Annotated in this window: 9 protein-coding genes, 1 tRNA gene and 1 other RNA gene; 7 read left to right on the top strand and 4 right to left on the bottom strand. The window is 28.9% G+C overall.

What is annotated here, in order from left to right; genetic code table 11:
* Positions 1 to 126 precede the first annotated feature (126 nt).
* Positions 127 to 472: RNase P RNA component class A (rnpB, locus tag E6A48_RS02760), an RNA gene on the top strand.
* On the opposite strand, the gene E6A48_RS02765 is transcribed toward rnpB, so the two are convergent.
* The gene (locus E6A48_RS02765; protein WP_219708457.1) at positions 466 to 2,097 is read right to left on the bottom strand and encodes an FAD-binding protein; all 1,632 of its coding nucleotides are present in this window, start codon (positions 2,095 to 2,097) and stop codon (positions 466 to 468) included. The genes rnpB and E6A48_RS02765 overlap by 7 nt on opposite strands.
* A gap of 158 nt (positions 2,098 to 2,255) precedes the next feature.
* Between E6A48_RS02765 and E6A48_RS02770 the strand changes: the two genes are divergently transcribed.
* The 3 genes from E6A48_RS02770 (at position 2,256) to E6A48_RS02780 (ending at position 6,264) form a co-directional block, all read left to right on the top strand.
* Positions 2,256 to 2,969 (top strand): 5'-methylthioadenosine/adenosylhomocysteine nucleosidase, encoded by a 714-nt coding sequence (locus E6A48_RS02770; protein ID WP_219708458.1) that lies wholly within the window; start codon positions 2,256 to 2,258, stop codon positions 2,967 to 2,969.
* An 81-nt stretch (positions 2,970 to 3,050) separates the two neighbouring features.
* Positions 3,051 to 4,805 carry a phosphoenolpyruvate--protein phosphotransferase gene (ptsP, locus tag E6A48_RS02775; RefSeq protein ID WP_219708459.1) on the top strand — a complete coding sequence of 585 codons (1,755 nt, stop codon included), beginning with the start codon at positions 3,051 to 3,053 and terminating at the stop codon, positions 4,803 to 4,805.
* 1 nt (position 4,806) lies between these two features.
* Complete coding sequence (locus E6A48_RS02780; protein ID WP_219708460.1) at positions 4,807 to 6,264, top strand: tol-pal system YbgF family protein; 1,458 nt, start codon at positions 4,807 to 4,809, stop codon at positions 6,262 to 6,264.
* A gap of 87 nt (positions 6,265 to 6,351) precedes the next feature.
* Here the strand turns inward: E6A48_RS02780 and pta are convergent, their stop codons facing one another.
* The 3 genes from pta to E6A48_RS02795 all read right to left on the bottom strand — a co-directional run bounded on the left by pta (position 6,352) and on the right by E6A48_RS02795 (position 10,924).
* The gene (gene pta, locus E6A48_RS02785) at positions 6,352 to 7,353 is read right to left on the bottom strand and encodes a phosphate acetyltransferase (RefSeq protein WP_013245105.1); all 1,002 of its coding nucleotides are present in this window, start codon (positions 7,351 to 7,353) and stop codon (positions 6,352 to 6,354) included.
* 174 nt (positions 7,354 to 7,527) lie between these two features.
* A complete protein-coding gene (gene radA / locus E6A48_RS02790; RefSeq protein WP_219708461.1) occupies positions 7,528 to 8,907 on the bottom strand; it encodes a DNA repair protein RadA in 1,380 nt (459 codons plus the stop codon).
* Positions 8,891 to 10,924, bottom strand: coding sequence for a GldG family protein (locus tag E6A48_RS02795; RefSeq protein WP_219708462.1), 2,034 nt, complete (start codon positions 10,922 to 10,924; stop codon positions 8,891 to 8,893). The genes radA and E6A48_RS02795 overlap by 17 nt, the downstream gene beginning before the upstream one ends.
* A gap of 176 nt (positions 10,925 to 11,100) precedes the next feature.
* Between E6A48_RS02795 and E6A48_RS02800 the strand changes: the two genes are divergently transcribed.
* The 3 genes from E6A48_RS02800 to E6A48_RS02810 all read left to right on the top strand — a co-directional run bounded on the left by E6A48_RS02800 (position 11,101) and on the right by E6A48_RS02810 (position 13,035).
* A tRNA-Phe gene (locus E6A48_RS02800) sits at positions 11,101 to 11,173 on the top strand.
* A 23-nt stretch (positions 11,174 to 11,196) separates the two neighbouring features.
* On the top strand, positions 11,197 to 11,913 hold the full coding sequence (locus E6A48_RS02805; protein ID WP_219708464.1) for an RluA family pseudouridine synthase: 717 nt from the start codon (positions 11,197 to 11,199) through the stop codon (positions 11,911 to 11,913).
* 69 nt (positions 11,914 to 11,982) lie between these two features.
* Positions 11,983 to 13,035 carry an S-methyl-5-thioribose-1-phosphate isomerase gene (locus E6A48_RS02810; protein WP_013245101.1) on the top strand — a complete coding sequence of 351 codons (1,053 nt, stop codon included), beginning with the start codon at positions 11,983 to 11,985 and terminating at the stop codon, positions 13,033 to 13,035.
* Positions 13,036 to 13,282: the final 247 nt, after the last annotated feature.

The raw sequence follows: 13,282 nt of genomic DNA on the forward strand, positions 1-13,282 counted from the left end.
GTGTGTACTTCGTTAAGGGCAAAGCCTTGCAATATGAATAAAAAATATAACTTTTCATAAAATTTAAAATTTCAATATATAATGATGTAATTGACATTTTTCTATTTTTATAATAAAGTAACACACTATGCGGAGTGGGTAAACGCGGTATTTAAATAACTAATACTGAGGAAAGTCCGTACCTCTAAAGGGCTTCATGCAAGCTAACGGCTTGAAGGCGAAAGCCTATGGAAAGTGCAGCAGAAAATATACCGCCTATTTTTAGGTAAGGGTGAAAAGGCGTGGTAAGAGCACACCGCATTTGTGGTGACATGAATGGCAGTGTAAACCCCATGAGAGGCAAGAGCAAACAGAAACCGATTGCCCTTTTCATAAAGGTTTCAGGTAGCTCGCTTGAGTACTGCAGTGATGCAGTATCTAGATAAATGTTTACCTTAAATGACAGAATACGGCTTATAGCTCCGCTTAATTATATATTTTATTTATTAAAATTTTATTGTTTTCGCGTTTCACCTGAAGTTTATATATTTTATCAGCTGAGTATTTAAAATCTTCTCTGTAGTGGGCACCTCTGCTTTCTTCTCTTTCAAGCATACTTAAAGCCATTATCTTTACGCTTTCAATAATCAAATAAATCTCTATAGAACCATCTTTAATATTTTCTTTTATACTGTAATTACTTCTTATCTTATTAAGTTCATTAAGAATGAATTCTATTTTCTCTTTACTCCTTACAACCGATAGATTTTCATTTACTAAATTTCTTATTTTAATTAAAACTTCATTTTTTGTAAGATTATTTTCTTTATCATATTTTGAAATTTCATTAATCCAATTATTAAATTCTTTTTCTATATTGTTTAATTTTATATTATTAAAATCATCAAAGTTTGTATTTTTAATATATTCAAAAGCATTTTTAACAGCATTATTTCCAAATACTAAAGCCCCTCCAACAGAATTACCTCCAAGCCTATTAGCTCCCTCTATAGCAGATGATAACTCACCTATAGCATAAAGCCCTTTAATACCTGTAAATGCATTGCTGTCTATTTTTATTCCGCCGTTGCAGCTATGAGCAAAATGAGTAATAACAGTTTCATCTTTCAATAAATCTATTCCTATTTCTTTTTTAAGCCAATTTAAATATACAGTGTAAAACTCCTCTTTATCTTTGTATAAATCTTCTGAATATTTTAATTTAACGCCTTCAGAAGATATTTTTAAATCTATTTCTCTGCTTTCAAAATCATTACTAAAAGGCGCATAAGCACTTCTCTCTATCCATAATTTTTTAGTTTCTTCGTTTTTTATTCCATCTAAAAGTAATTGATTTTCTGTGTTATACATACCTATGCAATATTTTAACGTATGCTCTCCAAATAATACATTATATTTTGGCTTTAAATATGCTGGTATAAATTGTATAAATTCCATATTTTGTGCAATTGCTCCAGCATCTAAGGCAACAACATTACCTACCCCATTAATATTTTTTGGATATAAACTATTTTTGTAATTACCAGCAACTCCTCCTGTAGCTAATATTATTACCTTTGATTTTACAAAAAAGAATTTATCTTTATTTTGAAATACAGCTCCAGCAACTCTATCTCCATTTTTTACTATTCTTAATAAAGTGCTTTCTTCAAATATTTTTAATCTTTTATTTTTTCTAAATATCTTTTTTGCTCTATTTCTTGCCTCATTCCAATTATTAATCAAAAAAACATCTCTTGAATATTTAGCAAAACATGCAGGCCTTGAATCTTTTCTTAGCCAAGGTTGAAACCCTATTCTTTTTAATAAATAAATATCTTTTTTAATATTGGATATATAAGTTTTTATTAACTCAGGATTTTCAACTCCATCACCCATATTAGTTATATCTTCATAATATTTGTTGTAGTCATCTTTGTCTTTTGTAGCCTGTATTCCTAATGTTGCTTTTAATGGAAAATATGAAGCACCTGAACAAATCTTACCAGTAGTTACAAGGCATACTTTTTTAAAAATATTCATTGCTCTTTCTGTTGCGATAAGTCCTGCTATTCCAGCACCAACAATTAACACATCTGTTTGTTTATATATATCCATTATGTTTTTCTCTTTATAATAAAAATTTATTGAATATATTTTAACATTTTACTAATCCATTACAATATTATAAAAAACTTAAATAAGAAGTTTATAAAAATATAGTTTTAATATATAATATATTATAATTATTAATGTTTAAGGAGAAAAATTATATTATGTCTGAAATAAAAAGAATTGCAATAATCGGTGCTATGGACTGTGAGATTGATAATTTTAAAAATATGATTGAAAATATAGAAGAAATTGAAATAGCTAATATTACTTATTACAAAGGCAAATTATGCGGTAAAGATATTGTGCTTTTAAAATCTGGTATAGGTAAAGTTAATGCAGCTATTGCTACAACTATTGCTATAGAAAAATTCAATGTAGAAAAAATTATATTCACAGGTGCTGCTGGTTCTGGTAATCCTGATTATGATATATCTGATATAGTTATATCAAAAGATTTAATAGAACATGATTTTGATACAAGTGCATTAGACGGAGATGAGCTTACTGTATTAGTTAAAGGGTATGATAAAAACTATTACCCTGCTGATAAATCTTTAATAGAACTAGCTAAAACTTCAGCTCAAAAAGTTATAACAGACAATAAAGTTTATATTGATACTATTGCCACAGGCGACCAATTTGTAGGTGATAACAATAAAGTAAAACAAATACATAATAAATTCAAAGCTGGTGCTATAGAAATGGAAGGAGCTTCAGTTGCACATGCCGCTTTGATGTTTAAAGTTCCTTTTGTTGTAATACGTTCTTTGTCTGATAAAGCTGATAGTGATGCTGTAGTAGATTTTCCAAAATTTGTTGCAAAAGCAGCAGAAAACTCAAAAAAAATAGTAATAGAAATGTTAAATAATATTTGATAATTATTTTTTATTACTATTGAAAATATTTGCATATATATTATAATTACAAAATTGAATTAACATAATATTGGGGAGATTATGCCTGATAAAAGAACTATACTAAAAGGAAACGGTATTGGTGATTATGTATCTATAGGAGATTCATTTCTATATCTTAACTCATTAATAACCCCAATGTATAATATAGAAAAAGAAGATATTGAAGAAGAATATATAAGATTAGATAAAGCAATAGAACAATCAAAAAATCAAATAGAATATTTAATAAATAACGTAGATAATAAATTAAAAAATATATTATCTATGCATATTTTACTTATACAAGACCCTGTAATAATAAAACAGGTAAAAGATGAGTTAAAAGAAAAGCTATTAAATGTTGAATATGTATATGACAGTGTGATAACAGAATATTTTGATAGGATATCTGCTTTTAATAATCAAATGCTTTCAGAAAGAGCAAGCGATATAATAGACATAAAGGGACGAGTAATAAGAAATCTGCTTAACCCAAGTACAGAGAGCACTTTTTCTATACCAAAAGACTGCATAGTAATATCTAAAACATTAACACCAAGCGATGTATTAAAATTTAACAGCATAGGGGTTGGAGGATTTATAGTTGAAGGAGGAGGTTATACTTCTCATGCCGCTATACTTGCAAAATCTTTTGGAATACCTACTATTTTTAATGTAGAAAATATTACTAATAGAGCTAAAAACGATAGAAAAATTATAATAGATTGCAGAAGTGATATTGTAATATTAAATCCAAATGAGAAAGATACTCATAATTATACTTTATTATCTGAAAATCTAAAAAAATATAAAGAGCAGTCTATTAAAGATGCCAAAGAAAAAGCTATAACAAAAGATAATGTAGAAATAAAAATAAATGCCAATATAGATATACCAGAAGAAATGGAAAGCGTTATAAAATATGGTATAGATTCTATAGGTCTTTATAGAACAGAGTTTTTATATATCTACTCTGATGATGGCAACACTTGTGCTTTACCAACAGAAGAAAGACAATTTAATGTATACAAAAAAATAGCTTCATCTGCAAATGGTAAAGTGATAATAAGAACATTAGATATCGGCGGAGATAAAATGGCTCCTTCTCTTGGAGTTATTAACATAAAAGAAGATAATCCATTTTTAGGCTGGCGTGCTATAAGATTTTGTTTATCAAATAAGAGAATATTTAAAAATCAAATAAGGGCATTATTAAGAGCTTCTGTATATGGAAATATAGAAATAATGATACCTATGATAAGCACTTTAGAAGAGTTCTTAGAGGCTAAAAAATTCATTAATGAAACAAAAGAAGAATTAAAAAAAGAAAATATAGCATATAATGATAATATAAAAATAGGAGCCTTAATAGAAACACCTTCAGCAGCAATTATTATAGACTTACTTATAGAAGAAACCGACTTTATTTCCATAGGCTCTAATGACTTAATACAATATGTATTGGCATGCGATAGAACAAATGAAAAATTAACTTATCTTTATAACCCTATAGATATATCTGTTTTAAGAATATTAAAGCAGATTATAAAAACAGCAAATGATAATAATAAACTTGTAACATTATGCGGAGAGATGGGAGGCGTTCCAAAGTATACTCCTATTTTGCTTGGTCTTGGTATTAGAGAATTATCTATGTCTGTAACTTCTATAGCAGAAGTAAAAAATATAATAAGGTCTGTATCTATAGAAGAATGCGAAAAATTAGTTGATAGCATGCTTAAAAATAAGAACAATGATTTTTCTAAATCAATTTTAGAAAGTTTTATAAAGAAACTAAAAACTCAAAAGGTATAAGATGAACACTATAAAAAATATTTTAATTATTGCATTAATAATTTCTTCTTTAACATCTTGTAAAGTTAAAGATTCTATAACTGAATTTCAAAAATTAAAAACAATAGAAAATACAGAAGATAATGGTGCTTTAAGCGAATTTTTAAAATCTCTTCCAAAAAAAGAAGAAGTGAATGCCCAAACACCATACAATGAATTAACAACCTTCTTAAAAGGAAGAGACCAAATATTATCATCAAACTATAAAGATGGTTTTGAAACTTTAGCTAGATTTTTGTTTACATATCCTTCAAGTTATTATCAAAGTGAGGCTTCATATTTACTTGGTCAAGCTTTGATTTATATGGTAGAAAATGACCCGCTTTATATGGACGCTTTTTACAATAAGCTAATATCTGAAGGTATTGTAGAGGGAGAAGAAAACTCTGCCAACACTAATGTTAATACTGCAACTACAAATAGAAGCAAAGAATTATTGAATATTTATAATCAATTAGGAATAAAAATTAAAGACAATGTATACACATTTAATGGAGCTATATTTGACAGAATAGTTGCTGACAGTGAAAGCGTATTTCCTCTTAAAGATTTTGCCTACTACTTTGGAATGCGTCATAGATTCCAAATAATATCATCTGCAGAAGATAAAGAAAAATATTTAAGCAATGTAAATTATCTAAAAAGATTTTCAGACAGATATAGAACAAGCATACTTCAGGAGAATATATTAAATAATAAATCATATTTTCCAGATGTGCTTCCTTTTGAATTAACTGCTAATGAAAAAACAGAATATGATAAAACAATGAAAACTATTAAAGATAGAATAGAAGCAATTAAACCTGTATTAAATGAAGATTATTATATAAGAGGAAATGGAATTATTATAAGAGATAGAATTCCTGCTATTAGTATAGGGAAAGAGACAGAATTATATGTAATGCAAAACTATGACTTCGTTACAGTATTAAATAAAACAAATGTATATAATAACAAAGAAAGAGAAAACGAGGATTGGTCTTTAGTGAGATATGACACATACTATGGACCTATAATCGGCTGGAGCTATTCTAGATATATGACTAATGATATAGAACCAGTAAAAGATGTATTTGAACATTATAAGTCTGCTATGAACTATTATAAGAATTATGATTATTTAAAATCTGCAAATTATTTCTCTTATATATTAAATCAAAAAACTACAAATTATTTTACAGATAAATCAGTATATTTCCTCTGGAAAGTTAATAATAAAATAGGCGAAATTGTAAGCTCTAAAGACAGTCTTTATTATGATTATGTTTTAGAATATCCAAAGTATTTTTATTATAATACCAACACATCAGTATTACAAAGCTCAACACTTTTATATAACTATTTAGTAAAAATAATGCCAACTAACCCATATAGATTTGTTATAAGCGGAGATAGTGAAGCAGAATATAGCGTAGATTAAAATAATAGTAATAATAGAAAAAGAAATAAAAAAGCCTCTTAAATATTTTAAGGGGCTTTTTTTATTATTAAAAATTAAATAATTAAATTATTGCAAAGAAGTTAAAACTACTAAGTCAGCAATATCCTGAGCAGAACAACCTCTTGAAAGGTCATTAGCAGGTTTAGCAATACCTTGAAGCATAGGACCAATAGCAGTACATTTACCAACCCTCTGAGCAATTTTATAACCAATATTACCAGCATTCAAATTAGGGAATATTAATACATTAGCATTACCTTTAACTTTAGAGTTAGGTGCTTTTTGTTCTCCTACTTTTGGAACTATAGCAGCATCAAATTGAAGCTCACCATCATAAACAAAATTAACATTTCTTGAATCTAATATTTTTTTAGCCTCTATCACTTTATCAACAGATTCATGACTTGCAGAACCTTTAGTAGAGAAAGATAAGAATGCCACTCTTGGGTCTTTACCTGTCATTTTTCTAAAAGAATCAGCAGTAGACTCAGCAATATCAGCAAGCTGTTCAGAAGTAGGGTCAGGTATAACAGCACAATCAGCAAAACAAGCCATACCATCATCGAATAAAGCCTTATCAGGACTCTCTACAAAGAATGTAGAAGATAAAGTTTTAATTCCTGGTTTTAATCCAATTAAAAATAAAGCAGCTCTAAGCATCTCACCTGTAGCATATACAGCTCCTCCAACCATACCATCAGCTCCGCCGTCAGCTAAAATAGCAGCACCAGTATATACAGAATTATAAACGATAAGCTCTTTAGCCTGATCTCTAGTCATTCCTTTTTTCTCTCTAGCTTTAAATAATAATTCTATATAGTTTTCTGTTTTAGATTCTGTTTTAGGGTCGAATACTCTAGCAAAACTATCTCCTAACACAAGTGAATTTTCTCTTGCTAAAGCCTCTACTTTAGCTTTGTCTCCTATTAAGATAACATCTTTTGCTAAACCTTCTTTTTTTAGTATGACAGCAGCCTTAACATGTCTTTCATCATACCCCTCTGCTAAAACTATGCTTTTAGGATTAGCCTTAACCTTTTCTCTTAAACTATCCATAAATGATGCCATAATAAAACACCTCTTAATAAAAATTAATTTGTAATATTCTAATGCATAAATGATTATTTTGCAAACAATTATATTTAGAATATTTTTTAATTATATTAAATTGTAATACAAAGTATTTTTTTAATAAATTATTGTATATATTTTTCACAAATACTAAAAAATATATTAAACGATTTATGACACGCCAAGCATTTTTATAGCTTCAGAAATATGGTCTATTCCTATAATCTTAACGCCTTCTATTGATTTGCTTAATTCTTTTACAGCTCTTTTTGAAATATAAACTTCTTTAAGAGAGAATTTTTTCATCTCTTTTATACGCCTTTCAATAAACCTTACAGGTCTCACCTCACCCGAAAGCCCCAATTCTCCAATGTATGTTGTAGTTCTCTGAATAGATATTCCATACATACTTGATACTATAGCCATAGCAATAGAAATATCACTAGCAGTCTCTTTAACATTAAGACCATTTGCAATATTAATATAAACATCTTGATTAGAAAGATTTATATGACATCTTTTTTCTAATATAGCAATAATTATAAGAAGCCTATATTGGTCATAACCTATAGTAAGCCTTCTAGGATAACCAAAAGCACTGCTTCCAACCAAAGCCTCTTGCTCAACACAAAACACCCTGCTTCCTTCTATTACAGGAGTTATCACACTTCCAGCAAACACAGCTTCATTAAGAGAACGAGTAAAAACTCTTGAAGGGTCTTTTACTTCCATAAGACCATTTTCTACCATCTCAAATATTCCAACTTCATCAACTGCCCCATAACGATTTTTTACGGCTCTTAATATTCTATATATCCCCTTATCATCACCTTCAAAATATAGAACACAATCTACAATATGTTCTAATATTTTGGGTCCTGCTATAGTGCCTTCTTTTGTAATATGCCCTACCAAAAATATTGTTATGTTTTTTAGCTTTGCTGTTTGCATCAATGCCCAAGCACAGTTTTTTATTTGTGCTGGAGAGCCTGCTATACTGTTTGTAGTTGGGCTATATATTGTTTGAATAGAATCTATTATAGCAAGTGATGGAGGCTCATCTAAAAGAGTGTTTATTATATTGTCGCAATTTGACTCTGATGATATTAAAAAGTCAGAATCTTCTAGTGCAAGCCTATCTGCTCTCAATTTTATCTGTTCTAATGATTCTTCACCTGTAAAATAATAAACTTTCTCTTTTTTAGCGATATTTGAGGCTACTTGCAAAAGGAGTGTTGACTTACCAATTCCTGGTTCTCCGCCTATAAGTATAACACTGCCAGATACAATACCGCCACCCAATACACTATTAAGTTCATCTATATTAGTTGATGTTCTTATACTATCAGAAGTTTTAATTTTTTTTATTGAAGTTAATTGTGCTTTATCTGTAGAGAGAGCATTTTTTACTGTTTTTATTTTACTTTCTTCCGGCTCAGTAAAAGGCTTTAAGCTATTCCAAGAACCGCATGAAGGGCATTTGCCCATCCAATTTATAGTGCTCTCTCCGCAATTCTCACAAACAAATACTGTATTATTTTTCTTCGCCATTATTAAATTTCTCAAATATTTTCTTTCTTCGGTTTTTATCTCTATGCCACAACATTACACCAAACAATATAACAATCAAAGGAACAATTACTATATTAATAAATCTCACAGCCATCTTTATACTTTCTGGCACTTGATAAGGCGGGTTAAATATAGCACCTTTTCTTCTTATATCCATAAGAGCAGTATCCCCCACCATATAATCAATCATATTCATTAAGAAAATTTTATTAGCATCAAAACCACTATTTCTAGCCATATCAGGAGAACCAACAACTATAACCCTTCCGCTTGTTGTGGAGTTTAATCTATTAACATTTGCTATATTAATATTTGTAGAGTTAATAGGAATGTCTTTACCATCAAAAGCACTAGTCATATTGCCCTGAGAAATTGCTGCTATAAGTCTTTTAGAAAGCAAATTACTGTCTTTTGGCATGCCAGTCATAGATGAGGTTAATTCATTAGTTTCTACCCAGCTCTTATCACTAGAATAAAATAATGGTGTAATTTTAGCATCATTACTGCTAATTAACACTTCACTAGATAAAGGAGCAAGCATTAAATTAATACTTTTTGTTATATCGTTTTTTGAATTAATATTTTCAGGCATTATGAGAGGTATATAATATAATTTCTGCTCAGGCATACCCTCTTGTAATTGTGCTCTATAAGCATTATCATCAAATATCATATTTGTAGCTATATAAAGTCCATAACTTGGAAGTATTTCATTTAATCTATTAGTAACAGGAGTTAAACGAGGTCCGTACATTTGTGCATTAGGGTCATTTTCATCTATATGAGCACCATTAAGCATAAATAACACAGGTTTACCGCTCATTATAAATTGGTCTAACTTATATAATTCAGCATCACTAAAAGGAGTTAAACTTCCTAATACTACTAAAGCATCCATTGTAGAAGGAATGTCTTGTGTATCTAAATTTAGAGGCTGAAAGTTGTAATTAGCTTCAATCTCTGATGCATATCTGCTCGCACTAATATAAGCATCATTAGGATTTCCTCCATATTGAACTGGTATATCTATAGTATTAGGTTCATTATGCCCTTCTATATAACCAATATTAGCCTTTAATCCAAGCATACTGTCTATACCTTTAGAAATCTCATCTGTGATGCCTGCAAAATCCCCATATAGTATAGAAGAAGTAGAAAGTTCTAATACATCATCACCATTTTCTAAAACTAAAGAAAAATATCCGCTTCCTTTTGGAACTATAATAGCACCGTCATTATCTTTTATATCTTGCCATTCTAATTTTTTAATATTAAGTTTTTTTATTATATCTTCATTTTCTTGATTTGGACTAGACATATCAACATGAGTAAATACCACTTTGTTCATTAAGTTTTTATTAGCTTCTGTTACAGCCTGCATTATGCTATCTGGTATTAACTCTATTGCTCCAATAGGTAAAAGCTCATAAACTTCTGGAGAAGATATATAATAAACATTTAAATTATTTTCTAATCTGCTTAATTTATCATTTTTATCAATAAGTTTTCTTATAATTGTATCAATATTATATTCTAAACCTTCGGTAGACCTTACAAAAGGTATAGACTCAATAGAATCACCATATATAAACGCTAAACCCATATATGCTATTTTACTGCTTGTTTGGTCTTTTTCTAATACATTTATTTGAGTAGAAGTAATTCCGTATTGATTAGCCATTGTTGTATTTGTAGAGGCGTCTATTATTTCAAAGCTTATATTTTTTCCTGCTGCTGATTTATATTCTGCAAATAAATCTTTTATATATTTTTCGTATGTTGAAAAAGGAGGTGGTAAATTAGGTGTTAAAAAAAACTTCACGCTTAAAGGCTCTTTTAAACTCTTAACTAAAGATTTACTTCCGCTGCTTAAAGAATAAATTTTATCTTTAGTTAAATCTATAAAAGGAGTAAATTGATTAACTATAGCATTTATTAAAACAATAATCACAAGTACAAAAATAAAAGTTATTATTCTATCTTTTCTTTTAGTCATAGCTATCCCATTTTTAAAATAATATGCATTATATAAGCAATAATTATATTTGTCAAAGTGTGTTTACTTAAAAAACAGTTGTTTTATTTGTTTGTAATAAAGTTAATTATTAATAAAATAAAATTTTAAAAAATGTGTTGACTTTTTTTTATCGTATGTTATACTAATTTTCACTTGCCGAGTTAGCTCAGTAGGTAGAGCAAAGGACTGAAAATCCTTGTGTCTAGGGTTCGATTCCCTGACTCGGCACATTTCCTTACATAAAAATCCATATGAACAACTTAGAACAAATTACAAACTTTATAAATCCACTATATGAAGACAATCATATTATAGTAGCTGTAAAACCTCCAAACATTCCAACTCAAGCAGATAATACAGGCGATACATCTTTCTTTGAAAATATAAAAGACTATATAAAATTAAAATATGCTAAACAAGGAAACGTTTTTTTGGGTTTAGTGCATAGGCTTGACAGACCTGTATCTGGAGTTATGGTATTTGCTAAAACTTCTAAGGCAGCTTCAAGATTAAGTGAAGCTATAAGAAACAGAAACTTTCAAAAGACCTATTACTGCGTAGTTAAAGGGATATTATTAGAAAAAGAAAATACTCTAGAAAATTATCTCATAAAAAAAACAAACAAACTTGGAAACATTGCAATGGTTGTTTTTGAAAATACTAAGAATGCTAAAAAAGCTATTCTTCATTATAAAGTATTAAAAGAAGATAATATTAAAAATTTAAGTCTTTTAAAAATAGAACTTGAAACTGGAAGGTTTCATCAAATAAGAGTACAGCTTTCAAATCTTGGGCATGCTATATATGGCGACAGAAAATACGGTTCATACATAAAATATGACAGAGATGATGTGCCTTTGGCTTTGTTTGCAAAAAGTATTAAATTCCCCCACCCTACAAAAAACGAAGAAATATTTATTGAAGCAGATTTACCAGATTATAACCCTTGGAATATTTTTAATAATTAAGAAAAACAATATAGATAATTTTTATATTTTACGATAAAATATATATATTAAATATTATGGACTACAACAATGGAAAGAAAAGATTATGATTTGCCTTTTTTGTTGAGATACGAAAATGTTGCTTGGTATGAAAACAAAAAAGTAAGAATATTAGATAGAAGAATATACCCTACAGAAATTAGTTTTGTGGAATGCTATAATTACAGAGAAGTTGCTGAGGCTATATATAATATGGTTACTCAAAGTGCTGGTCCTTATACGGCTTGTGCTATGGGTATGGCTTTGGCGGCAAGTGAAGTTGAAAAGAAAACAGAAAAAGAACAAATTGAATTTTTAACAGAAGCTTCTAATGTACTTGCAAACTCTAGACCTACAACTGCAAACAGATATAAAATTATAACAGAATCTGCATTAGAGGCTGCTAAAAAAGCATTAAAAGAAGGTAAAAGCCCAGTAGAAGCTATTTTTAATAATGCAATAGAATCTCTAAACAGAAGATATTCCATTATGGAAGAGGTTGGAACATACTTAATAAAACTTGTAGAAAACAATTCTTCTATATTAACTCAATGCTTTGGAGAGACTATAGTAGGAATGATGTGCAGGGCTGCTAAAAAAGAAAATAAAACTTTTAAAGCATATTGTTTAGAGACTCGTCCATACTTTCAAGGGGCAAGACTTACTTCTTCTTGTTTTTATGAAAGCGGTATAGATGTAACAGTTATTACTGATAATATGGCCGCTTATGTTATGCAAAAAGGTGCTATAAATATATTTACTTCAGCTGCAGACACAATCACAAGAGACGGATATATTGCAAACAAAATAGGAACTCTTCAAGCTGCAATATTGGCAGACAAATTTGAAATTCCTTATTATGTTACAGGAATACCAGATAAAGACAAAAACAAAGGCTCTGATATAGTGATAGAAGAAAGAGATCCAGAGTTAGTTTTATCATATAGAGGAATACCTAATACATTAAAAGGCGTTAAAGGAATATATCCTTCTTTTGATGTTACACCTCCAAAACTAATAAGTGCCGTTGTTACAGATAAAGGAATATATTCTCCATACAACTTAGAAGAATATTTTGAAACAGAGACTAGAGATTTCTATTGATGTAATTAAAAAATTTGTTAAAAGTTTTCTCAATTTTTATTTGTTGCATATTTGCTTTTATTAAGATAAAAATATATTTTTATAAATGTATATCAACTTTTTCCAGCCTTCGCCCTGCGGACTTCGTCAAAGTTTTTACAATTAGAATACGTTTAGCGAGTAACTAAATTTTTAGATTTAATATACAGTTTGTATTATGCAAAAAACATAATAATTTAATATTTGCACTTTTTGCAACTTTTTGCGG

This window comes from Brachyspira pilosicoli, assembly GCF_019402445.1.
GTDB classification, from domain to species: domain Bacteria; phylum Spirochaetota; class Brachyspiria; order Brachyspirales; family Brachyspiraceae; genus Brachyspira; species Brachyspira pilosicoli_B.

Excerpts from the sequence above, each read along its gene's own strand:
- E6A48_RS02765 (WP_219708457.1), bottom strand. The coding sequence starts at position 2,097 with ATGGATATATATAAACAAACAGATGTGTTAATTGTTGGTGCTGGAATA.
- E6A48_RS02770 (WP_219708458.1), top strand. The coding sequence starts at position 2,256 with ATGTCTGAAATAAAAAGAATTGCAATAATCGGTGCTATGGACTGTGAG.
- ptsP (WP_219708459.1), top strand. The coding sequence starts at position 3,051 with ATGCCTGATAAAAGAACTATACTAAAAGGAAACGGTATTGGTGATTAT.
- E6A48_RS02780 (WP_219708460.1), top strand. The coding sequence starts at position 4,807 with ATGAACACTATAAAAAATATTTTAATTATTGCATTAATAATTTCTTCT.
- pta (WP_013245105.1), bottom strand. The coding sequence starts at position 7,353 with ATGGCATCATTTATGGATAGTTTAAGAGAAAAGGTTAAGGCTAATCCT.
- radA (WP_219708461.1), bottom strand. The coding sequence starts at position 8,907 with ATGGCGAAGAAAAATAATACAGTATTTGTTTGTGAGAATTGCGGAGAG.
- E6A48_RS02795 (WP_219708462.1), bottom strand. The coding sequence starts at position 10,924 with ATGACTAAAAGAAAAGATAGAATAATAACTTTTATTTTTGTACTTGTG.
- E6A48_RS02805 (WP_219708464.1), top strand. The coding sequence starts at position 11,197 with ATGAACAACTTAGAACAAATTACAAACTTTATAAATCCACTATATGAA.
- E6A48_RS02810 (WP_013245101.1), top strand. The coding sequence starts at position 11,983 with ATGGAAAGAAAAGATTATGATTTGCCTTTTTTGTTGAGATACGAAAAT.